Raw genomic sequence first — 22,664 nt, forward strand, 5'->3', positions numbered from 1 at the left:
CCACGTGGCTTGTAGCGTGTTGGTTATTTTTCGATCAGGGTGTTTTTCGCGACCGTCTCAAGGGTTTGTCAACCTGTTTAAAGACACAGGTATATGAACGAAATAAGTCCTTCCAGCCTGTGGATAAGTCTGTGACTAAACTCTGGAAAGACTTGCGCAGGGGCCGGAATGACTGGCCTGGAGCCATCGTTGTGTTTTTCTGCATTTGTCAGCGGCTACATAGGCGCTCGCCCAGGTCAAGCAAAAAACTTTATAAAACCGCCTGCAACCCTTGTACACAGCGGCTTTGAGCCGTTTGCACTTGCCCCCAAAGACTGTGGGCGCAGTTGTGGATAACCTGCGCGCATATGGCTGCAAGCTACGGTTTATAAGGCTTTGCTAGGATTGGTTAAAAAGTGATCAGTCAAGCATGCGTGCGTGTGCACAGCGGTTGCCGCAAACGCGGCGTAAGGGCATTCTGCTGGCTGTTTTTTTCCCGATGCCCGCAAGGAGAACCCCATGTCCGACACGCTGTTTATCACTGGCGCTACTTCAGGTTTCGGCGAAGCCTGTGCCCGTCGCTTTGCCGAGGCCGGTTGGAAACTGGTGCTCACTGGTCGCCGTGCCGAGCGCTTGAACGCCTTGGTCGAAGAGCTTTCCAAGCAGACCGAAGTGCATGGCCTGGTGGTGGATGTGCGCGACCGCAAAGGCATGGAGGAGGCCATCGCCAACCTGCCGGCGTCGTTCGCCACGCTGCGCGGCCTGATCAACAACGCCGGCCTGGCCGTGGGCACCGACCCTGCGCCCAAGTGCGACCTCGACGATTGGGAAACCATGGTCGATACCAACATCAAGGGCTTGCTGACCACCACTAACCTGCTGTTGCCGCGCCTGATTGCCCATGGCCGCGGTGCCGGGATCATCAACCTGGGTTCCATCGCCGGTAACTACCCGTACCCGGGCAGCCATGTATACGGCGGTTCCAAGGCGTTCGTGAAGCAGTTCTCGTTGAACCTGCGCTGCGACTTGCAAGGCACCGGCGTGCGCGTGACCAATATCGAGCCGGGCTTGTGTGAAAGCGAGTTCTCCCTGGTGCGCTTCGGCGGTGACCAGGCGCGTTATGACGCCACCTACGCAGGTGCCGAGCCGATCCAGCCGCAGGACATTGCCGATACGATTTTCTGGGTGATGAACACTCCGGCGCACGTGAACATCAACCGCCTGGAGCTGATGCCGGTGAGCCAGACCTGGGCTGGGTTTGCGATTGAGCGTGGGGCCAAGGGCTAAGACCGCGTCGCTGCCATCGCAGGCAAGCCAGCTCCCACACTCAACCGTATTCCAACATGGGAATGCGGTCGAATGTGGGAGCTGGCTTGCCTGCGATGGCGTCAAATCGGCCAAAACAGGACATAAGGTACACTGCCCGCCTGAAAACCCCACCGCACCCAGCGGTTCAAAGGTTTTGACAGGAGGCAATGTGAGTAACCGAGGTGAGCAGGCACTGCTCAAACAATCGACTATCCTGATGTTCGCAGTCGCGATCGCCGGGATTGTCACGGGTGTGATATCCGGCGCCCAATCCATTCTGTTCGACGGCTTTTTCTCGCTGATCGCCACCGCCATCAAGGTGCTGATGCTGATCACGGCCAAGCTGATCGCCAAGAAAAGCAATGAGCGTTTCCAATTCGGCTATTGGCACCTTGAGCCGATGGTGCTGCTGATAGAAGGCAGTTTCCTGCTGCTGATCGCCATCTACGCGTTCCTCAATGGCGTGTTCGGCATTATCAATGGCGGGCGCGAAATCGAGTTGGGGCTGGTGATCATTTATGCGGCGGTGTTTACCGTCGTGGAGTTCGCCTACTTCTTCTATGTGCGCTACCGCAATCGCACACTTAAATCGTCATTGATCCAGTTCGACAACATCAGCTGGCTGGTGGACGCGATGCTGTCGGTGGGCTTGCTGATCAGCTTCCTGGCGGCGCTGTTGCTCAAGTCCCAGGGCTATGGCGAGTGGGCGGTCTACGTGGACCCGTTGATCCTGATCCTGCTGGCCCTGAGCATGCTGGCGCCAGCATTCAAGATCCTGCGCCCGGCGCTGCGCGAAGTGTTGGGGATCGCGCCGGATCACTTGGACGACAAGGTCCGCGAAGTGATGGACGCGGCGCAGGCCAAGCATGGTTTCGACGACTACGTGTCCTATGTGCAGAAGCACGGGCGGGCGCGGTTTATCGAGATTCATGTGGTGCTGCCAGCGGATTACCCGGTGGATAACGTCGCCACCCTCGATGGGCTGCGTGAAGAGATATCCACAGGGCTGGGGGCGGCGGATGCGGCGCGGTGGTTGACTATCAGTTTTACGGGCGACCGCAAGTGGATTGCCTAAAGTCTGTTAGAGCGAGGTGAGGCTATCGCAGGCAAGCCAGCTCCCACATTTAAATGTGCGAACACAATCAACTGTGGGAGCTGGCTTGCCTGCGATGGAGCCCTGCAGGTCAGCCCAGATGCCGGACCAAACCCTGATAGCAAGTCGCCAAATGATAGGGCGTAGTCGAAGGCATATCCCGCCGGCTCACCTTACCCTCGGCATCCAGGCATTCATACCAACCCTTGGCATGCAAAAAGCGCTGTTGCAGCGCCCGCAACTGACGCTGCAGCATCGCCTCGCTGCCTGGCCGCAAAGTCAGTGCCCGCAGGTACTCCGCCTGAGCCCAGATACGTTGGGTACCGTCGCGCACCGTGCCATCCAACGCGAGCATGCCGCTGACTGCACCGCTTAACTTATCCACACCCTTTTGCTCGGCATAGGCAAATGCCCGTGTCAGCGACTCATGCAGTGCAGTGCCGCGCAGCACAGCTGAAGATTCCAGCAAAAAGAACCATTCGAACTGGTGCCCCGGCTCAAACCAGTTATCCACAGCGCCCAAAGGTTTCTCCATCATCACGCCGTGCTCGCGGTCGATGAAGCGTTGCTGCATGGCCGTCGCCAGTGCCAGCAGGGCCGCTTGTACCTGGGCGTCCTTACGCACCGCGAGGGTAGCCAGGAAGCCTTCGGCCAGGTGCATCAACGGGTTTTGCAACGGGCCGGAGTCGAGGGAGGCCCAATTGCGTTCCAGTACGGCCTCGTACAAACCGTCGCCGGTGGCAAAGCGTTGGGCGACGACTTCCAGGGCAGCGTTGAGCACCGACTCGACCAACGGCTCACGCACCTTGGCCCAGTAATGGGCGCAGGCAAAAATAATGAAGGCGTGGGTGTAGAGGTCTTTGCGCTTGTCCAGCGGCTGGCCGGCGGGGTCGATGCTATAGAACCAGCCACCGTGTTCGGCATCATGAAAGTGCCGTTGCAGGGAGCGAAACAGCGCCGCCGCACGTTCTTCGGCGAAAGCCGCGCCGGGTTCGCCGATCAGGCTGGCGAACAGGTACAACTGCCGGGCGCAGGCCATGGCGCGATAGCGCTGTGGGGGCAGTGGCTGGTGATCGGCGTCCAGTGCCTCAAAGGGCAGTGCCAGGCCGGCATTCCAGCCCGGGCCTTGCCAGAGGGGCACGATCAGGTCATGGAAGTGCGTGAGCACAGGCGTCAGGGAAGAGGGGGAAGCGATGGGCATTGGCTGGCGTCGTCACGGCAGGGGTGTTTGTCGCGCATGGTAGCAGGCTTGGGATCGGTGGTGTTTGTACTGGCGCTATCGCGGGCAAGCCCGCTCCCACATTTTTGAAGTGTGAACCGTCTCACATGTGGGAGCTGGCTTGCCTGCGATGAGGCCTTTACAGGCGCTGACGATCAGCCTGCCAGCAACCACACCCCAGTCGCCGCCGAAGCGGCCCCGGCCACGCGCACCAAGGGTGCCGCAGCTGCCGGCAAAAAGCGCACCACTGCATAACCCGCAGCGTGCAACACGGCTGTTGCCCCCACAAACCCAGCCGCATACGCCCAGGGGCTGGTCATATCCGGCAGTTCCAGGCCATGGGCCACGCCGTGAAACAGCGCAAACAACGCCGTGGCGCCCACGGCCACGAACAGCGGTGGCCGCACCGCCAACGCTACCGCCAGGCCCAAGGCCAGCACCGATGCAGCAATCCCGCTTTCCAGCGCCGGCAATTGCAGCCCTTCGAAACCCAACACCCCGCCGATCAGCATGGTGCCGACAAAGGTGCATGGCAGCGCCCAGCGCGCGGCGCCTTTTTGCTGGGCAGCCCAGAGGCCCACCGCAAGCATGGCCAACAAGTGATCGAGGCCGCCCAGGGGGTGGCTGATACCGGCCACCAGGCCATTGTCGCCATGGCCCGGATGGGCGAAGGCCAGGGTAGGGGCGAGCAGCAGCGCGGCGGCGGCGAAAAGTCTGTTGAGTCTCATGGACAGGTTCCTTATGGGTTGATCAGGCGGCGGTCAGCAGGCCCTGGCGTTCGATGAAGGCGACGATGTCGTCCAGGCCGACCCCGGTCTTCTGGTTGCTGAACACAAAGGGTTTGCCGTTGCGCATGCGCTGGGTGTCGCTGTTCATTAGCTCCAGCGAGGCGCCGACCAGCGGGGCCAGGTCGATCTTGTTGATCACCAGCAGGTCGGATTTGCAAATACCGGGCCCGCCTTTGCGCGGCAGCTTGTCGCCGGCGGAGACGTCGATCACATAGATGGTCAGGTCCGACAGCTCCGGGCTGAAGGTGGCCGACAGGTTGTCGCCGCCGGACTCCACCAGAATCAGGTCCAGGCCGGGAAAGCGGCGGTTGAGTTGGTCCACGGCCTCCAGGTTGATCGAGGCATCTTCGCGAATCGCCGTGTGTGGGCAGCCACCGGTTTCCACGCCGATGATGCGCTCCGGCGCCAGGGCCTGGTTACGCACCAGGAAGTCGGCGTCTTCACGGGTGTAGATGTCGTTGGTCACCACCGCCAGGTTGTAGCGATCACGCAGCGCCAGGCACAGGGCCAGGGTCAGGGCGGTCTTGCCCGAGCCTACCGGGCCGCCGATACCGACGCGCAGGGGTTGTGTGTTCATGTGCTTCTCCAGAATCAGGAACGGAACAGGCGGCTGTACTGGCGCTCGTGGGCCATGCACGCCAGGGACAGGCCAAAAGCGGCGCTGCCCAAATGGTTAGGGTTAATGCGTTCGGCATCCTGCTGTGCTTGTTGCAGCAGCGGCAGCAGTTCGCTGGTCAACCGCTGGGCCGCTTGCTGGCCCAATGGCAGGGTTTTCATCAGTACCGCCAGTTGGTTTTCCAGCCAGCTCCATAGCCAGGCGGCAAGCGCATCGCCGGGGTTGATGTGCCAGGCGCGCGCGGCCAAGGCCCAGCCAAGGGCCAGGTGCGGTTCGTCGCGTTGTGCAAGAAAATCACGGGCGCTGTCGTCCAGTTCCGGCAAGCCGTTGAGCAGTTGTTGCAGGGAATAGCCCATCTGGCGACTCTCCTGATACAGCTCCCGGGTCTCACGGCTGGCGCGATGCTCGTCGCACCACCGCGCCAATTGGGCCCAGTCCTGTTCGGCGGCTGCGCGGCAGTGGGCGAGCAGCAGCGGGGCTTCGAAACGCGCCAGGTTGAGCAGCAACTGGTCACTGATCCAGCGCCGGGCGCTCGCGGCATCCTGCACGCGGCCGTTGTCCACCGCCATTTCCAGGCCTTGGGAATAGCTGTAGCCGCCAATCGGCAGTTGCGGACTGGCCAGGCGCAGCAGCGCCCAGGCTGGGTTCATAGACGCACGCCGAACTGATGCAGCTTGGGCGCGTAGTTGAAGTCTTCATCACCATGCCGTGAATGATGATGGCCGCCGCCATAGGCGCCGTGCTCGGGTTGAAACGGCGCCTCGAGGGTCTGCGCATCGGCACCCAGTTGCTCGAGCATGGCCTTGAGCACGTAGTCATCGAGCAGGCGCAGCCAGCCGTCACCGACTTGCAGGGCCACATGGCGGTTGCCCAGGTGATAGGCGGCACGGGTGAGCTCGAAAGCGTTGCGGCAGGTGACGTGCAGCAGTTGTTCAGGGCGGGCGCATACCCGTACGACGCGTCCGTCTTCTGCCTGCAGGAATTCACCATCGTGCAAGGGCGGCTGGCCCCGCTCCAAAAACAGGCCGACGTCTTCACCGTCGGCACTGAAACAGCGCAGGCGGCTTTTGCTGCGGGCTTCGAAGTTGAGCAGCAACTCGGCGGCCCAGAGGGCTTGGGGGGCGATTCGGCGGTGTATCACCAGCATCAGAGAGCTTCCAACTGTGAGCGATGAAAGACCTAGAGCAAGGGGCTTGCCAATCACGGAATTGAGTAGGAATTCCCTGTAGTCAGGCAGGCATGCTGCTCAATAGGGCGTCGGATGATTTCCGTGCGTGTATCAATTTGGTGCGTGCCGAGGTTTATAGCACCGGGGAAGGGCGTTTTGCGTTGATGGTGGCGCTCAGCTTGATGAAATTTCTTTCATCTTTTTCTCTGTGGTTATTTTTTGGGATTTTTCCTACGAGCCATCAAGATTTGGAGCTCATGAGATTACCTGCGGGTTCTTTAGGCTATGCGGCCTGTTTAATTCCACCGCGACGTTCATCATGCTTCGATCAATTTTTTGTGTATGCCTTGTCAGCCTGACCTGCTTTATTTCATCGGCAAAGGCCAATTTCCAACCCCGCGCCACCTTCAGCTCTTCGCTGCAAAGCATCAAGCCGGCCTCTATCGACGATGTCATTGACCGCGCCCATGAGTTGCTGGGTACGCCCTATAAGTGGGGCGGCACATCGGCAGAGCAGGGCTTCGATTGCAGTAGCTTCCTGGTGTACTTGTTCAAGACCCAAGCCAATATCCAGCTACCCCGCACCACTGCCGCCATGCACCGTTCATCGGCGACAACCATCAAACGCAGTGCTTTAAAGCCAGGGGATGCAGTGTTTTTCAAAGGCAACGGGCGGGGCCAGGTCAGCCATGTCGGCCTTTATATCGGCCAGGGCAAATTCATCCATTCGCCGCGTACCGGCAAAACCATCCGTATCGATTCATTGAGCAATAGCTACTGGAACAAGCACTACACCACCGCCAAACGGTTCCACACGGCGGGTTGATTGACTTACTCGGTGCTGCCCAGCCCTTGCCAATGTTTAAGGCCGATAAAGATAAAGCGCAGTTGCTGGGTGATTTTCGCCTGGGGCGTAAGGTGGGCCGGCAAGGCGTGGGCCGGTGGGTCGATGATATCGGGCAGGGTGGCGAACACACTCTTGACGATCAGGTCGGCCATCACATGCAAACCTTCGGCATCCAAGTGCTGAAGTTTGGGCATCAGTGTCAGGTCGGCGGCCAGATCGCGAGTGATGTCTTCGCGCAGGGCGGCGATGGCTTGGCGCACGGCCAGGCAGCCGCCGTACTGTTCGCGAGCCAGGAACAGGAACTGAGAGCGGTTAGCCGAAACCACATCGAGAAAGATGCGCACCGAGGCATCAATGATGCCGCCCATCACGAATTCGTTGTGGCGCACCAGGCGGATCGTGGCGCGAAAGGTCTGGCCGACCTCGCTGACCAATACCAGCCCAAGTTGGTCCATGTCGGCGAAATGGCGATAGAAGCCGGTGGGCACGATACCCGCGGTCTTGGCCACTTCGCGCAAACTCAGGCTGCCAAACCCACGGCCACACTCCATCAGATGGCGGGCTGCGTCCATCAGGGCGAGGCGGGTTTGTTGCTTCTGTTCGGCGCGGGGCAGCATGAGCGGATGAGCTTTGTCGGCAAGTACAGCGACGCACTCTAGCAAAAGCGCTTTGCCGGCGTCGAACTTGGCAGGGGCGGGGCGTGACGCGTTCTATATAAAAGCAAAAGCCCGATCGGCAGATCGGGCTTTTTTCTGGGCCACCACAGGCTTAGCTCTGTGCTTGATGCAGTTCTTGCAGACGGTCGGCACCGCCTTCAGCAACGCCTTCGGTGTAGGCGCGTTTGTTGGCTTGTTCAGCACCGCCTTCGACCAGACCTTTCTCTTGCAGGCGGTTGTAGCCATTTTCAGCTACGGCGCCTTTGGCGTAATCACGGTTTTCGTCTTCTTGCGAACCGCTGCGAGCCACGGTTTGGCTGGTTTGCACGGCTTGAGCTTTGTTCTGCGGGGTGGCCTGTTCGGCAGATGGCAGGGCAAAAGCGCTGGAAGCCAGGACAGATAACAGAACGGTAGCGAGTAATTGGCGTTTCATGATGGTTGCTCCTAGGGAGGGCGATAAAGTGGGTACAGGGCTAATGTTACCCTTGATAAGTCGATATAAAAGTTCATAAACACAATGGTAATAATCAACAGAATTGATTGTTCTCGCCGGAGGCTCTAGATCGAGCCTCTCAAGCCCGCGGCTTTGCACCGATGTGGGTATTTTCGACACGAACCCGGGTAACAATGGTGCGTCGTCGATGGGGAAAATTGTCTGGTTGATCAGGAAAATCGCTTTTTTCGGTTAAATCCGCGGTTGCGTTAAACCCCCAGGCACTTTGCCAGTCGTAGTCCTATAAGCTGTTTAAAAGGCTGTTGCCCAGCCAGTCGTATTCAGGAGTCCTGTGCAATGACGCGCACTCGTAAAATTCTCGCTTGGAGCTGCGCCAGCTTCGTTCTGTTGATTGCCATCGTGGTACTGGTGTTGGTGTTCTTCGACTGGAACCGCATCAAGCCGCCCCTCAATGCCAAGGTCTCCGAAGAACTGCATCGTCCGTTCGCCATCAACGGCAACCTCGCCGTGGTGTGGCAGCGTGAGCCCGATGAAGGTGGCTGGCGTGCCTGGGTGCCGTGGCCCCATGTGATTGCCGAAGACCTGACCCTGGGTAACCCCGATTGGTCGAAACAACCGCAAATGGTCACGCTCAAGAAGGTTGAGCTGCGCATTTCGCCCCTGGCCTTGCTGGTGCAGCGTGTGGTGATCCCGCGCATCGACCTCACCGAACCCAGTGCCCAGTTGCAGCGCCTGGCTGATGGCCGCGCCAACTGGACGTTCAAGTTCGACCCCAAGGACCCCAACGCCGAACCGTCCAATTGGGTGGTGGATATTGGCGCCATCGGCTTCGACAAAGGCCATGTGACCCTTGACGATCAAAGCCTCAAGACCCAGTTGGATGTGATCATCGATCCGCTGGGCAAGCCGATTCCCTTCGGTGAAATCGTCGGCGATGCCGATGCCAAAAAGGCCCTGGAAAAAGGCTCGGCGCCCCAGGACTACGCGTTCGGCCTCAAGGTCAAAGGCCAGTACCATGGCCAGAAGCTCGCGGGCACGGGCAAGATCGGTGGCTTGCTGGCCTTGCAGGACGCGGCCAAGCCGTTCCCGCTGCAAGCCCAGGTCAAGATCGCGGACACCAGCATCGCCCTGGCCGGCACCCTGACCGACCCGCTGAACCTCGGTGCCCTGGACCTGCGCCTGAAGCTTTCGGGCAGCAGCCTGGGCAACCTGTATCCGCTGACCGGCGTGACCCTGCCGGATTCGCCGGCCTATTCCACCGACGGCCACCTGATCGCCAAACTGCATGAGGCCAGTGGCGCCTCCTTTCGCTACGAGAACTTCAACGGCAAGATCGGCAACAGCGACATCCACGGCGACCTGGCCTATGTTGCCAGCCAGCCACGGCCCAAGCTCAGCGGCGCGCTGGTGTCCAACCAACTGCTGATGGATGACCTGGCGCCGCTGATTGGCGCAGATTCCAATGCCGAGCAAAAAGCCCGTGGCGGTGAAAGCAAGCAACCGGCGACCAAAGTGCTGCCGGTTGAAGAGTTCCGCACCGAACGCTGGCGCGAGATGGATGCCGATGTGGAGTTCACCGGCAAGCGCATCGTGCACAGTGCCGACTTGCCCTTTACCGACCTCTACACCCACCTGGTGCTCAACGACGGCCAACTGAGCCTTGAACCCCTGCGCTTTGGCGTGGCCGGTGGGAAGCTCGATGCGCAGATTCGCTTGAACGGCCGCACTACGCCGATGGAGGGCCGCGCCAAGCTGACGGCGCGCAACTTCAAGCTCAAGCAGCTGTTCCCGACTTTCGAACCGATGAAGACCAGCTTCGGTGAACTCAACGGCGATGCCGATATTTCCGGGCGCGGCAACTCGGTGGCGGCACTGTTGGGCACGTCCAACGGTGACCTGAAGATGCTCATCAACGATGGCGCCATCAGCCGAAGCCTGATGGAAATCGCCGGGCTCAACGTGGGCAACTACGTGGTGGGCCGCCTGTTCGGCGACGAGGAAGTGAAGATCAACTGCGCAGCGGCGGATTTCGGCATCAAGACGGGCCTGGCGACCACGCGGCTATTTGTGTTCGATACCGAGAACGCGATCATCTACATCGACGGCACCGCGAATATGGCCACCGAGCAGTTGGACCTGACCATCACGCCGGAATCCAAGGGCTTTCGCCTGTTCTCCCTGCGTTCACCGCTCTACGTCAATGGGCCTTTCATCAAGCCCAATGCTGGCGTGAAAGCCATTCCGTTGGCGCTACGCGGTGCGGGCATGGTCGCCCTCGGCGTGATCGCCGGGCCTGCCGCTGGCTTGCTCGCCTTGGTTGCCCCAAGCGGTGGCGAGCCCAATGAGTGCGCACCGTTGCTGCAACAGATGAAGGAAGGCAAGGCGCCCAAGACCGTGAAGTAACTGTGGGAGCGGGCTTGCCCGCGATAGCGGAGTATCAGTCAATGATTTATCAACTGATCCCACGCTATCGCGGGCAAGCCCGCTCCCACAGGGGTATGTTGCGGTGTTAGTTATTACAGATCCTGCAGAATATCCGCCATATCGTCGGCGTGTTCTTCTTCCTGAGCCAGGATGTCTTCGAAGATGCGACGGGTAGTCGGGTCTTTGTCACCGATGTACTGGATGATCTCGCGGTAGCTGTCTACCGCGATCCGCTCGGCCACCAGGTCTTCGTAGACCATTTCCTTCAAGGTGTTGCCCGCCACGTATTGCGCATGGGAGTTTTTCGACAGCAGGTCGGGGTTGAACTCCGGCTCGCCGCCCAGTTGCACGATACGCTCGGCCAGTTTGTCAGCGTGCTCGGCTTCCTGGGTCGCATGTTCCAGGAACTCATCGGCAGCCACGCTGGCCTTGAGGCCGTTGGCCATGAAGTAGTGACGCTTGTAGCGCAACACGCAGACCAGTTCGGTGGCCAGCGACTCGTTGAGCAGGCGGATGATTTCTTCACGGTCGGCGTCATAGCCTTCGGTCACGGCGCCGTTTTCGACGTTCTGGCGGGCGCGGCTGCGCAGGGTTGCAACGTCAGTCAATCGTGCTTCAGTCATTTCAATCTCCTGGGGCTAATCCGGTTGTACGCCACGCTCTGCCGGCGTGATCGCTATTGGTTGTGAGTCCCGGGCCAGGCGAAAAGTTTTATCGGATTTAACAGGATGTGTCCTGAGGGCGTCTGACCGGTGTGGTCCAACGCTCTGACAGAATTACTCCACCCAGGGTCAGCAAGCCCCCCACCAGGTGATACAGCGCCAACTCTTCCTTCAGCACCACGGCTGCAATCAGCGCGGTAATCAACGGCAGCAGGTTGAAAAACAGTGTGGTACGGCTTGGCCCCAGGGTCTTGACCGAGTGCATCCACGCCAGCGGTGCCAGCATTGAAGCCAGCAGGCAGGCATATAGCACCAGCGGAATATTCGCCCAGCCCAAACCGGCCTTGGCCGAGAACAGATACAGCGGCAGCAGCACCACCACCGCGACCAGCACCTGCAAATACAGCAGCACCAACGGCGGCAGGCGCAGTTGCCATTTTTTCAGCAGGGTGCTGTAGACCGCATAAGCCAGGGTCGCCACCAGCATCATGCCGTCGCCCAGGTTGACTCCATGTTGCAGCAACGCGCCCAGGCTGCCGGCCGACACGACCACTACCACGCCTGCGAACGACAGCACCGCGCCGGTCAGCGCGCCAAAGGTCAGGCGTTGGCCGAGGCTGATAATCGCGGCGGTCAACGCCATCAGTGGCATCAGCGAGAGGATGATGCCCATGTTGGTGGCACTGGTCAGCGTTGCGGCGTAGTAGGCCAGGCTTTGATACACCGCCATGCCGAGTACGCCGAGGATAAAGATCTTGCCCAGGTTGGGGCGGATCTGCGGCCAGTGGGCGATCACCGGCTTGAGCATGAACGGCGTGAACAGCAACGCAGCGAACAGCCAGCGGTAAAAGCCGATTTCAGCCGGGAAGATAGAGCCCACGGCCAATTTGTTGACCACGGTGTTGCCGGCCCAGATAAAGATAGCCAGCAGCGGATACGCGTATTGCATTGAAAAGAAACCCAGTGTGTTGACGAGGCAGGATTATCCTCTGTCTGGATCGAAGCTTATACTGCGATCCAGACAACTGAGCGTTGAATCCAGACAATATGTCCCGACACACCGTACGCCTGCCCGATTTCGCCCGCCTGCCAAGCCCGGTGTACTTTCGGTATTCCGATTTTGCCCCGGACACCGAATGCACCCCGCACCAGCACACCTGGGGCTCGCTGGATTACTCGGCCAGCGGTGTGATGCGCATGGAAGTGGCGGGCAATCGCTTCATGTCGCCACCGCAATACGCGGTGTGGGTGCCGCCGCAAACCGAGCACAGCTCCTACAATGCCGAGGCGATTGTCTACCACTCCGTAGGGCTGGCGCCGCAGCTGTGCGAGCAGTTGCCGCAGCAGCCTTGCACCCTGGCGATCAGCGACATTCTCAAGGCGATCCTCAAGGATTTCGCCCTGCGCGATGTCAATGCACCGCGCACCGACGCCGACATCCGCCTGGCCCAGGTGCTGGTGGACCAGCTCAGGCAGGCGCCGGTCCACGACTGCTTCCTGCCCTACGCCCGCCACCCGGGATTGCTTGGGGTCTTGGAGGGCATGCAGGCAGAGCCGGGAGACAACCGGCCACTGGCGCAATGGGCCGAGCAGGTGCATGTGAGCGAGCGCACCCTGGCGCGCCAGTTTGTGCGCGAGCTGGGCATGAGCTTTGGCGAATGGCGCCAGCGCCTGCGCTACCTGGCGGCCATCGAGGCGCTGGACAGCGACCGCAGTGTGCAACACGTGGCGTTTGATCTGGGCTACAGCACCGCCTCGGCGTTTATCGCCATGTTCCAACGCCACGCCGGCTGCACGCCGGAGCAATACCGGCGGGCGAATATTCGTGGCCGGTGAAGTTGTAACAGGTTTTGACTACACTGCGCTGTAGGCCGTGCCCGTCGGCACGGTAACAGGGAGAAAACTCCATGAAGATGCTGCGTATTCCGTTGTTGATGATGGGCCTGCTGATGTGTGCCCAGGGTTTTGCCGCCACTGCCCAGCAGAACAAAATGACCACCTGCAATGCCGAGGCCACCACCAAGACGCTCAAGGGCGATGACCGTAAGGCCTTCATGAAGACCTGCCTGTCGGCACCTGCCGCCAATGACGCCAAGACCCTGACCCCGCAGCAGCAGAAGATGAAAGACTGCAATGCGTCGGCGAAAACCAAGGCGTTGACCGGTGATGCGCGTAAGACATTCATGAGCACCTGCCTCAAGGGCTGATCGCGAGTTCACGAATGCTGCAGAACCCCTGTGGGAGCTGGCTTGCCTGCGATTGCGTCGCCTCGGTATGACGGATACACCGAGGTGCACGCATCGCAGGCAAGCCAGCTCCCACACTTGATCGTATTCACAACACCCGCTCTCGCTTGATTCTTCCAAGGCTGGCAGACTGCCCATCCTTCAACGCCGTTTGTTTTGAGGCTGTATGCCAACGTTTTCTCAGCGTCATGTGTTGTTGCTGTCCAGCTACATCATCATTTTCGGCGGGTTGCTGCTGGTACTGCCGCTGAAATTGCTGCCCAGCCTGCTGGCCGGCCTGTTGGTCTATGAACTGGTCAACATGCTCACCCCTCAACTGCAACGCCTGATCGAAGGCCGGCGCGCGCGTTGGCTGGCGGTGGCTTTGCTGGGCACTCTGATCGTCAGCGTGTTGGCATTGATCTTCGCCGGCGCCATCAGCTTCCTGCTCCACGAAGCCGAAAACCCCGGGGCTTCGCTGGACAAGTTCATGGGTGTGGTTGATCGCGCGCGCGGCCAGTTGCCGCCGTTCATCGACGCCTATTTGCCCGCCAGCGCCGCGGAGTTTCGCGTGGCCATTGGCGATTGGCTGAGCAAGCACCTGAGCGAACTGCAACTGGTCGGCAAAGACGCCGCCCACATGTTCGTCACCTTGCTGATCGGCATGGTGCTGGGTGCGATCATCGCCTTGCAGCGCGTGCCCGACCTGACCAAGCGCAAACCCTTGGCCGCCGCGCTGTTCGACCGCCTGCACCTGCTGGTCCAGGCGTTTCGCAATATCGTGTTCGCCCAGATCAAGATCGCCGCGCTCAACACCGCCTTCACCGCGGTGTTCCTGGCAGTGGTGCTGCCGTTATGTGGCATTCACCTGCCGTTGACCAAGACCCTGATCGTGCTGACCTTCCTGCTCGGTCTGCTGCCAGTGATTGGCAACCTGATCTCCAACACGCTGATCACCATCGTGGCGCTGTCGCTGTCGATCTGGGTGGCGGTGGCGGCACTGGGGTATTTGATCGTGATCCACAAGGTCGAGTACTTCCTCAACGCGCGAATCGTCGGCGGGCAGATCAGTGCCAAGTCATGGGAGTTGTTGTTGGCGATGCTGGTGTTTGAGGCAGCGTTCGGCCTGCCGGGGGTGGTGGCGGGGCCGATCTACTATGCCTATCTGAAAAGCGAGCTGAAGCTGGGTGGGATGGTTTAAGCCTTGTGTCGCCTGGGCTGACGCCATCGCGGGCAAGCCCGCTCCCACATTGAAATGCGATCACCTGTGGGAGCTGGCTTGCCTGCGATGACGGCCTCACAGCCGCCCCCTATCTATCTGACGCCCCGCGATCAAACTGTGGGAGCGGGCTTGCTCGCGAAGGCGGCCTGACTGCCGACCGGGATGTTGGATTTGACCGCGTACATATCCGTTATTTAGGTAACGGCCACTTAGGGTTCCACCGGCGGCTCACTTTCGAAAAGCCGGAATGCCGGCCCAGACAAAAGTAAGCAAAACGCTCTTGCCCCACCACTCGGCACCTCGCTTGGGCTCGGTGTGCCCGTAATTCGCCAGTGATTTTGGGGGCCCCCAAATCCCTGTCGAATTCCGGCCAGCGTGGTTTAACGGGGCGCCTAAGATCAAAAGCAGATCAAGATCAAAAGCGGCTCGCTTCGCATCGTGGTTACCGTCAAGTGGGCGCGCCACGGTGTCAGCTACAACTCAGCAACCGTAGCGCTTGCTCGCCTCAATCGCCAAACCACTGCCAATACTGCCGAAGATATTGCCTTCCACATGCCGCGCATTCGGCAGCATTCCCGAGATGCTGTGGCGCAGCGCCGGGATGCCGCTGGAGCCGCCGGTAAAGAACACCGTGTCCACCTGCGCCACGCTCACCGAGGCGTCGTTGAGCAACTGCGTGACGCTGCCGCGTACACGTTCCAGCAAGCTGTCGATGGACGACTCGAACAGTGCGCGGCTCAGGTCTACGCTCAGGCCCGCTTCGATGCGGTCCAGCGGCACGTGGCGGCTGTCTTGATGGGTGAGCTGGATCTTGGTTTCTTCCACTTCCATGGCCAGCCAGTGCCCGGCACGCTGTTCGATCAGCTTGAAGAGGCGGTCGATGCCGCCAGTGTCTTCGATGTCGTAGCGCATGCTGCCCAGCGCCAGCTGGGATTTTTGCGAGTACACCGAGTTGATGGTGTGCCAGGTGGCCAGGTTCATGTGGTGGCTGGTGGGCATGTAGGCGCCGCTCTTCATGCGGCTGCCGTAGCCGAACAGCGGCATCATGCCTTGCAGGCTGAGCTGTTTGTCGAAGTCGGTACCGCCGATGTGCACGCCGCCGGTGGCGAGGATGTCGCTCTGGCGATTGTCGTTGTGACGACGAGCCGGCGACAGGCGCACCAGGGAGAAGTCGGAGGTACCACCGCCGATGTCGACGATCAACACCAGCTCTTCTTTCTCGATGGTCGACTCGTAGTCGAACGCCGCTGCAATCGGTTCGTACTGGAACGAGATGTCCTTGAAGCCGATTTTGCGCGCCACATCCACCAGGGTGTTTTCTGCTTCCTGGTCGGCCATCGGGTCGTCATCGACGAAGAATACCGGGCGGCCCAGTACCACTTCTTCGAATTCACGACCGGCGTTGGCTTCGGCGCGGCTCTTGAGTTGGCCGATAAACAGTGCCAGCAGGTCGGTGAAGGGCATGGCAGTGCCGAGCACGCTGGTGTCGTGCTTGATCAGCTTGGAACCCAGCAGGCTCTTGAGCGAGCGCATCAGGCGGCCTTCGTAGTTCTCCAGGTATTCGTGCAGCGCCAGGCGACCATATACCGGGCGGCGCTCCTCGAAGTTGAAGAACACCACTGACGGCAGGGTGATCTTGTCGTCCTCCAGCGCGATCAGCGTCTCCTCGCCGGGGCGGATCCAGCCGACGGTGGAGTTGGACGTGCCGAAGTCGATGCCGCAGGCACGGGCTGGAGATTCGTTTTTCATGTCTTACAGGTTCCGGGCAAAAAACGGCCGCGCAGTGTATGTCACTCGCGAGCGGATGCGTAGACCGGCGATCAGTAAATTCGCGCTATATAGCTACGTCTTGAACCGGCAGGGGCTTGGTTAGGCTCGGGTTTTACTACCCTCACGGACGAATCGCTATGCCTGATGCAACCTTCAACGCCGACCTGCGCGGCGTGCATTACGACTTTCTCAAACAACGCGTGCCGAACTGGTTCATGGAAGGCTCGCCGCAACGCCAGCAAGAGCTAGGCACGCACGAGATGGATATTCCTGCCTGGTACCTGGCCGCCACTCACCAAGACAAAACCACTCTGGCTGCCCGGCACACGCGCTTTCGCGAAACGCTCAATGCGATTGAAGAGCACCTCGGCCAGATCGAAGACGTCCTGGCCTTCGCCGAACAGCCGCTCAAAGAGGCGATCAAGAAAGAGTTCAACCTGGAACTGGATGTGCGCAATGTGTTTTTCGTGCGCAAATACGGCTCAAAAGGTGCTCGCGATGACTTCTACGGTGCCTTTGTTTTCGAGCAGCAAAACGACCCGTCACTGAGCTACAGGTATCGCGGCATTTCCCTGTTGGAAGCGGCCTTGGCCAATTTCGAGGCCGATGAAGAGCAGCCGTCGTCGTGCACCGATTGCCAACTGATCACCACCTTCAACCTAGAAAACCCCCACATCATTGCGACCTTCGCGGCCGTCCATGCACAGGCGGTGGCGATCACGCCCCATGCTTTCGCCAGGCTTTGCCGCACATTGGACCTTGGCGCGCTTTATCAGGCGCATATCAAGGCCATTGTAGAGCCCCAGGACGCGGATGAACGCCAGGCGCTTGAACAGCTGTTGGAAGAGCATCAACGCGAGCAGTTGGCACTGTGCATCGATATTGCCCGGTTGCAAAGTACCGGGCCGCTCAGTGCCGACGCCTGCCAAATGCTCCAAAATGTGGTCACGGGCTCCGCCACGCCGAAACTGGCCGGGAAGCCTGTGACATACACCGCGCTCAACGTGTTCGACTGCGTATTGGTGGGGCCGCTGCTGATCGGGCCTGATCGGCAAAACACCAACCGCCCCGAGCCTTTGGTGGTGTACATCCCCGGTGATCCGCAACAGCCCCTCAAGGAGTATGCGTCCAGTGGCGAATTCATGGCCGACTTGCGTACCCGTCTGCACAGCGCATCGTACCGGCGCTTTTTCAGCCGCTTTGTGCCGGTGCGCGAACAAGGCGGGTTCTTCACCCGGTTCAACCGTCTGTACCAGCCTGCCAATAACGGCAATGGCGGTGCGGACTACCCGCTGCGCACGCCGTTGGCGCGCTTGCCTATGCAAGAGTTCGCCCTTGCCGGTGAGCTGTGGCAGCGCAGTCGCCAAGCGCATATCAGCAAGATCCTGAGCGATGCACGCGCAGTGGCCGTGCCCACCGAAGACGAGGACCGCAAGGCCCGGCTCGAACGCCTGGAAGGCTTTTTCGAGGCGGCCGTCAGCGTATTCAATCTCGCCGCGTTTGTGGTGCCGGGGCTCGGCCCGATCATGTTGGCCGTGGGCGCATCGCAGATGTGCTACGAAGTGTTTGAAGGCATCGAGGCCTACGATCAAGGCGAGCCCCGGCAGATGTGGGCGCATTTTGCATCGGTAGCCCTGAACGTAGCGTTCATTGCCACGGGGTCCAAGGTGCTGCCCGCCGTCAAATGGCAAAGCGCAGTGGATCACCTCAAACCGGTGACGCTGCCCACGGGCAAGCAGGTGCTGTGGAACCCCGACCTCAGGCCCTATGCATCTGCCGTCAAGCCGGCGCCAGAGGTCAAGCCCAATGCGTTGGGCCTGTACGATCATGCGGGTCAGCAATGGGTGTCGTTCGAGGATACGCATTACCAGGTCAAGCAAGACCCGAGCGGCCAGTACCGTATTCAGCACCCGACTCGCCCCGACGCCTACGCGCCGGAATTGGAACACAACCATAACGGGGTGTGGACCCATGAGCTGGAAGAACCGCTGACCTGGGACGAGCCCACCTTGATCAAGCGCCTCGGGCTGGTCGAGCAGGCGGATCCGTTGCGTATCAGCGGCGTCGAAACTGACACTCTGCGCCAGGTTGCGGTCGATCATGAACCCTTGCCGCTGTTGCTTGACGACACCATCAAGCGCTTCGAGCTGCATCAGCAACTGACCACCTTTGTCGAGCAAATCAAAAGCAGCGACCCGCTGGTCTACCAGAAGGCCGAGCCGGCACTGCAATTTGACCTGCTTCAACGCCGTGGCCTGCTGCCTGATGGCGTAGCGCTGAAAGTCATCGGCCCAACAGGCGAGGTCGTGTGGGAAAGCGCCGATGCGTCGCCCTTATTGCCCAAGCGCGTGATGGTGTTGACCGAGACCGCCATGGCCCAGGGCCGTTTACTCAGGGAGTTGCTGTACACCTTGCAAGGCGTCGACCCGCAGCTCAAGGAATTCCCCGGCAGCCCCGAAGAGTCACTGGACGTTCGCGCCGCCAAGCTGCGCCAGTACCTTGGCGATGCCGTTGATAGCCTCAAAGGACCGCTGCTGGAGGAGCGTTACCGTGCGTTGAACCCAACGCCAGACGCCGATGTGCAACGCGTGCTGGATACCTACCCGGCCTTGCCGACGCTGGCCGCCGAGCGCTTGCTGCAAGGCGCCGCAGTGGATGAGCTGACCGCTTTTCGCAGCAGCGGGCGCCTGCCTGACCGGTTGGCCACCCAGGCTCAATGGTGCGCGCAGGAAACCCGCGTGGCGCGCGCCTACGAAGGGCTGCACCTGGACACTCAGACCCACCTCGACAGTCAGCGCCTGGCCTTGCGCACCCTGGAAACCCTGCCGGGCTGGCACCGTGGCTCGCGGGTGGAGTTGCGTCAGTACTCGGCCGAGGGCACGCTGATGGATGCCATCGGCTCCCCCGACTTCCCGCACAAGCGCAGCCTGATACTGCTGGACAGCGGTGAGTTCCAGGCAGCCATGCCCGGCGATTTCTACAGCGCCATTTGGGAGCAACTCGCGCCCGATGAGCGTCAGCGTCTCGGGTTGGGCAGCGCGCTCGAATTGAAGCAGGCGATACAACGCAACCCTCTTTCGCGCCAGGCGTTGCGCACGGTGCTGGAGGACTTCCCGCTGCGCAAGCCCGAGTACGATCCGATGGTCCGCTTGATGGGCGGCGCTCCGGGCTTTCGGCATATGGCAAGGGTGGCGGCTAACGTGCTTCGCTCTCCGGCAGAGCGGGTACGCCGGTTGTATCCATCATTCACTGAGGAGCAAGTCACGGCGTTTATTCAGTCGCTGGGCGAAGATGTCCCAGGCGGGTTGGCCAGTCGTGAGCTGGAATACCACCACCTGAAAAAATCCTTGAAAGCGTGGGCTCGCTCCAGAGGGCCACATGCCCTGGCGTACTACAGCGCCGAATGGCGTGTGAGTGATGCAATCAAACGCTGCTGGCGTCGCGAGACCGGAAGCCAGTTGAATATCCGTCGTTCAAAAGACGAAATTCGTTGGGTGGATTTGCCGCCGCTAAAGGCCGACTTCAGTCATGTCCAGGACGTGGCGTTATCGGGGCTCACATGGAAAGGGCATTCCAGCTCGTTGTTTCTCGAAAATTTCACGCATATCAAGAGCCTGAGCATGACTGACGCCGGGTTGACCGAACTGCCGGCGGTGATCGGCGATATGAAGCAGCTCACGTCGTTGAAACTGCCCTCCAATGAACTGAAACTGAGCGAGCGTAGCGCGGCAAGCTTGAGCGCTCTGGATGCCTTGCAAGTGCTGGATCTTTCGGAAAATCCGCTGGGTACATTGCCTGATTTCGGCGGTATGCCGCATTTAAGAGAGCTGAATCTATCGTTCACCCGAATCGAGCGTTGGCCTTCGGGGTTGAGGACGCAGACTGGGCTGGAGCGCGTCGACTTACGTCACAATCGACTGCAACAGGTACCGCAGGACAATCTTGTTCCGCCGGCAGATCAACTGGAAACGATCGTGCGGATCAATAACGTCACCTTGCTTGATGGCAATCGCTTCCCGCACGATTACTGGGAAACATTCGATAAGTATTGGCAGGACGTGAACCAGTCACGCCCCGACCTTGTGTCAGGCGCTCTCGATGGAGCCTTTGACAGCAGAAACCCACGCCTGGAAATGGTGCAGCAGATGTACCCCGAGTATTCCCTGCAAAAGGCCCGGGAGCTTGTCTGGAGCTGGGGCGAAGGCGCCGATACCGAGCTGGACCGGCGCTGGCAGGAGTTTTCTGTGCTGCTCAGGCAGTTGAACGCGTGGGCATTTTCAGGCGGCGGCGAGCGCCAGCGCTATGTGCGCGTGGGGGAGCGCGCCACCGATGCTGCGTCACTGCGTGATCGCAACCTGGCGCACAACCGCATCATGCGCTGCTGGCGCCGTGAAACCCCGCAACAGCTCACCAACGACGGCGAGCCCTTTGGCCTGGAGCTGGACCTCAGCGGCCTGACGCTGCCAAGCCTGCCCGACCTGGATGCGGACTTCAGCCACGTAGGCTCACTCAAGCTGAGCAACATGAACCTCAGGACTTCGCCTGAGGGGTTCCTCGCTCGCCATCAGGGCGTACGCTGGCTGGACATGTCACGCAACCAGTTGCGCGAGTTGCCGCCGGCGCTGGGGCAGATGCATGGCCTGACCCGGCTGTCGTTGCAAAATAACCAGATTCGCCTGAACCCGGAGTCGGCTGCGATGCTGGCGTCACGCAGCACCCTCAGAGCCTTGATCCTCAATTCAAACCCCCTTGATATCGCGCCGGATTTCAGCCAGATGACGGATTTGCGTTCGCTGGGGATGGGCAACACCCATATTGAAACCTTTCCCACTGGGCTGGGGGCGCAACCCAGCCTGGATGCGGTGTACCTGAGGGGCAGTCGGATTTCAACGCTGCCCGATGCGCTGATTGCCCCCTCGGACGAGGCGTTGGCGCAATCCCTGCGGGTAACCAGCGTCACTGACCTGGGCCTGAACCCCTTGTCCGCCGAAACTCAGGCGCGAATCGCCGATTACAACCGTCGGCTTACCGACCCGGAGCGAGCGGCCAACAGGTTGGTGCGCAGCACTCTGGAGGTGGCTGTGCCGCAGGCCGTTACTGGCGACTCAGCGCCGTTTCAGCGCTGGGCCAGAGGGTTGTCAACGCAGCTGCTTGCCCAACGCCGAAGCCAATGGTCCACCCTGCGTGCACTGCCAGGCGCGGACGGTTTTTTCGACATGCTCAGAGATCTGAAAGTGGCGTCCGCTGAATATGAAGATGTGCAGCGGCGGGTGTGGGAGGTGATCGACGCGATTGCCAGCCACAGCGCCGAGTCGGAGCAACTGCGCAAGGAAATGTTCGAGTGGGCGGGCCAGGCGACGTGTTGCGACCGTGCCGCCCTGACCTTCGGTAACCTGGAAATCCTGCTGATGACCAGCAATGCCAAGGCCCAGGCGTTGGATTCGACTCAGGGCGCCGCGCTGGTGAAGCTGTCCAGGGGCTTGTTCCGCCTGGAGGAAGTGGAAAAAATCGCCCTTACGGATATCGACCAGCGCCGGACTGCGATCAATAGCCGCGAAGATCTGACGGCGACGCAGAAGGCCGACGCTCTAAGGGCTCTGGAAGAAGTGGAAATCAGGCTGGCCTATCGTTACGGCCTTAAAGAGCGGCTTGACTTGCCGGGCCAGGCGCAGCAGACCAGGTTCATCCATTTCGGCAACGTCAGCCAGGCGATGCTGGATGCTGCGTACGATAAGGTGATCGGTCTGGATAATTCGGTGCATGAGTTTCAAGCCATGCTCGCCAGGGAATTCTGGCAAGACTACATCGCGAACAAATACCGCTCGCGATTCGAGGCGCAGAACCAACCCCATCACGAACAAATGAATGCGTTGTTGCGCGATTTCGAGTCCGGTGCAATCTCCAGGGCGGTGTTCGACAGTGAGGCCGAAGCACTGCAGGGGCAGTTTGCAATCGAAGAAGCACAGCTGATTCAAACCCTGTCCCGCGATGAAGTGGCGCAGGCGTTGATGCCGACCGCAAACCTTGAAGTGTTGGTGGAGGCTGTAGGTCAGGAGCTGCAACTCTCCGAGGCTCAAACCATCGAATTCAACGGCAAACAGTATTTTGTCGCGAGCATGCCGGATGCGGGGGATGGCGAGCATTACATTTTGCGGGTGCAGGCACCCCAGAACCCGTTGGCGCTGGTCAGCAGCGGGGTGGTAGCCAAGCCCGATATCCATGGGGTCTGGAAG

General features: G+C 60.3%; 18 protein-coding genes. 8 read left to right on the forward strand and 10 right to left on the reverse strand.

Features of this window, described 5'->3' with window-relative positions; all coding sequences use genetic code 11:
• The first annotated feature begins 498 nt into the window (after positions 1-498).
• Together GIV35_RS01485 and GIV35_RS01490 are read left to right on the forward strand one after the other, a co-directional pair.
• Entirely contained in the window at positions 499-1,266 is a 768-nt protein-coding gene (locus GIV35_RS01485; protein ID WP_034125868.1) for an SDR family oxidoreductase, read from the forward strand.
• Positions 1,267-1,456: 190 nt separating this feature from the next.
• A complete protein-coding gene (locus GIV35_RS01490) occupies positions 1,457-2,362 on the forward strand; it encodes a cation diffusion facilitator family transporter (RefSeq protein ID WP_003188105.1) in 906 nt (301 codons plus the stop codon).
• 109 nt (positions 2,363-2,471) lie between these two features.
• Here the strand turns inward: GIV35_RS01490 and GIV35_RS01495 are convergent, their stop codons facing one another.
• The 5 genes from GIV35_RS01495 to ureE all read right to left on the reverse strand — a co-directional run bounded on the left by GIV35_RS01495 (position 2,472) and on the right by ureE (position 6,150).
• On the reverse strand, positions 2,472-3,581 hold the full coding sequence (locus GIV35_RS01495; protein ID WP_213153592.1) for an AGE family epimerase/isomerase: 1,110 nt from the start codon (positions 3,579-3,581) through the stop codon (positions 2,472-2,474).
• Between the two features lie 173 nt (positions 3,582-3,754).
• Positions 3,755-4,327 (reverse strand): HupE/UreJ family protein, encoded by a 573-nt coding sequence (locus GIV35_RS01500; RefSeq protein ID WP_202691024.1) that lies wholly within the window; start codon positions 4,325-4,327, stop codon positions 3,755-3,757.
• 22 nt (positions 4,328-4,349) lie between these two features.
• A complete protein-coding gene (gene ureG / locus GIV35_RS01505) occupies positions 4,350-4,964 on the reverse strand; it encodes an urease accessory protein UreG (RefSeq protein ID WP_003188109.1) in 615 nt (204 codons plus the stop codon).
• Positions 4,965-4,978: 14 nt separating this feature from the next.
• Positions 4,979-5,653 (reverse strand): urease accessory protein UreF, encoded by a 675-nt coding sequence (locus tag GIV35_RS01510; RefSeq protein WP_105225574.1) that lies wholly within the window; start codon positions 5,651-5,653, stop codon positions 4,979-4,981.
• Positions 5,650-6,150, reverse strand: coding sequence for an urease accessory protein UreE (gene ureE / locus GIV35_RS01515; protein ID WP_054896372.1), 501 nt, complete (start codon positions 6,148-6,150; stop codon positions 5,650-5,652). Before ureE ends, GIV35_RS01510 begins: the two co-directional genes overlap by 4 nt.
• A 340-nt stretch (positions 6,151-6,490) precedes the next feature.
• Between ureE and GIV35_RS01520 the strand changes: the two genes are divergently transcribed.
• Positions 6,491-6,997, forward strand: a complete 507-nt coding sequence (locus GIV35_RS01520; protein WP_034125672.1) for a C40 family peptidase — start codon at positions 6,491-6,493, stop codon at positions 6,995-6,997.
• Between the two features lie 5 nt (positions 6,998-7,002).
• Here the strand turns inward: GIV35_RS01520 and GIV35_RS01525 are convergent, their stop codons facing one another.
• Together GIV35_RS01525 and GIV35_RS01530 are read right to left on the reverse strand one after the other, a co-directional pair.
• Positions 7,003-7,635: a TetR family transcriptional regulator gene (locus GIV35_RS01525; RefSeq protein ID WP_003188114.1), complete on the reverse strand. Its 633-nt coding sequence runs from the start codon at positions 7,633-7,635 to the stop codon at positions 7,003-7,005.
• A gap of 151 nt (positions 7,636-7,786) precedes the next feature.
• Positions 7,787-8,107 carry a hypothetical protein gene (locus GIV35_RS01530; RefSeq protein ID WP_236264545.1) on the reverse strand — a complete coding sequence of 107 codons (321 nt, stop codon included), beginning with the start codon at positions 8,105-8,107 and terminating at the stop codon, positions 7,787-7,789.
• 357 nt (positions 8,108-8,464) lie between these two features.
• Between GIV35_RS01530 and GIV35_RS01535 the strand changes: the two genes are divergently transcribed.
• Entirely contained in the window at positions 8,465-10,531 is a 2,067-nt protein-coding gene (locus GIV35_RS01535) for an AsmA family protein (RefSeq protein ID WP_034125673.1), read from the forward strand.
• Positions 10,532-10,644: 113 nt separating this feature from the next.
• Here the strand turns inward: GIV35_RS01535 and GIV35_RS01540 are convergent, their stop codons facing one another.
• Together GIV35_RS01540 and GIV35_RS01545 are read right to left on the reverse strand one after the other, a co-directional pair.
• Complete coding sequence (locus tag GIV35_RS01540; protein WP_034125674.1) at positions 10,645-11,175, reverse strand: ferritin-like domain-containing protein; 531 nt, start codon at positions 11,173-11,175, stop codon at positions 10,645-10,647.
• A gap of 97 nt (positions 11,176-11,272) precedes the next feature.
• Entirely contained in the window at positions 11,273-12,163 is an 891-nt protein-coding gene (locus GIV35_RS01545; RefSeq protein ID WP_034125675.1) for a DMT family transporter, read from the reverse strand.
• Positions 12,164-12,261: 98 nt separating this feature from the next.
• On the opposite strand from GIV35_RS01545, the gene GIV35_RS01550 reads away from it, so the two are divergent.
• The 3 genes from GIV35_RS01550 (at position 12,262) to GIV35_RS01560 (ending at position 14,640) form a co-directional block, all read left to right on the forward strand.
• Complete coding sequence (locus tag GIV35_RS01550) at positions 12,262-13,050, forward strand: AraC family transcriptional regulator (RefSeq protein ID WP_105225576.1); 789 nt, start codon at positions 12,262-12,264, stop codon at positions 13,048-13,050.
• 71 nt (positions 13,051-13,121) lie between these two features.
• Entirely contained in the window at positions 13,122-13,421 is a 300-nt protein-coding gene (locus GIV35_RS01555; protein ID WP_014716700.1) for a PsiF family protein, read from the forward strand.
• A 205-nt stretch (positions 13,422-13,626) separates the two neighbouring features.
• On the forward strand, positions 13,627-14,640 hold the full coding sequence (locus tag GIV35_RS01560; protein ID WP_032893793.1) for an AI-2E family transporter: 1,014 nt from the start codon (positions 13,627-13,629) through the stop codon (positions 14,638-14,640).
• A 501-nt stretch (positions 14,641-15,141) separates the two neighbouring features.
• Here the strand turns inward: GIV35_RS01560 and GIV35_RS01565 are convergent.
• Entirely contained in the window at positions 15,142-16,410 is a 1,269-nt protein-coding gene (locus GIV35_RS01565) for an Hsp70 family protein (protein ID WP_105225578.1), read from the reverse strand.
• 158 nt (positions 16,411-16,568) lie between these two features.
• Between GIV35_RS01565 and GIV35_RS01570 the strand changes: the two genes are divergently transcribed.
• The coding region (locus GIV35_RS01570) for a dermonecrotic toxin domain-containing protein (protein ID WP_236491360.1) at positions 16,569-22,664 on the forward strand (6,096 nt) is incomplete at its 3' end.

This window comes from Pseudomonas sp. PA-1-6B, from assembly GCF_021609545.1.
Classification (GTDB): Bacteria; Pseudomonadota; Gammaproteobacteria; order Pseudomonadales; family Pseudomonadaceae; genus Aquipseudomonas; species Aquipseudomonas fluorescens_BV.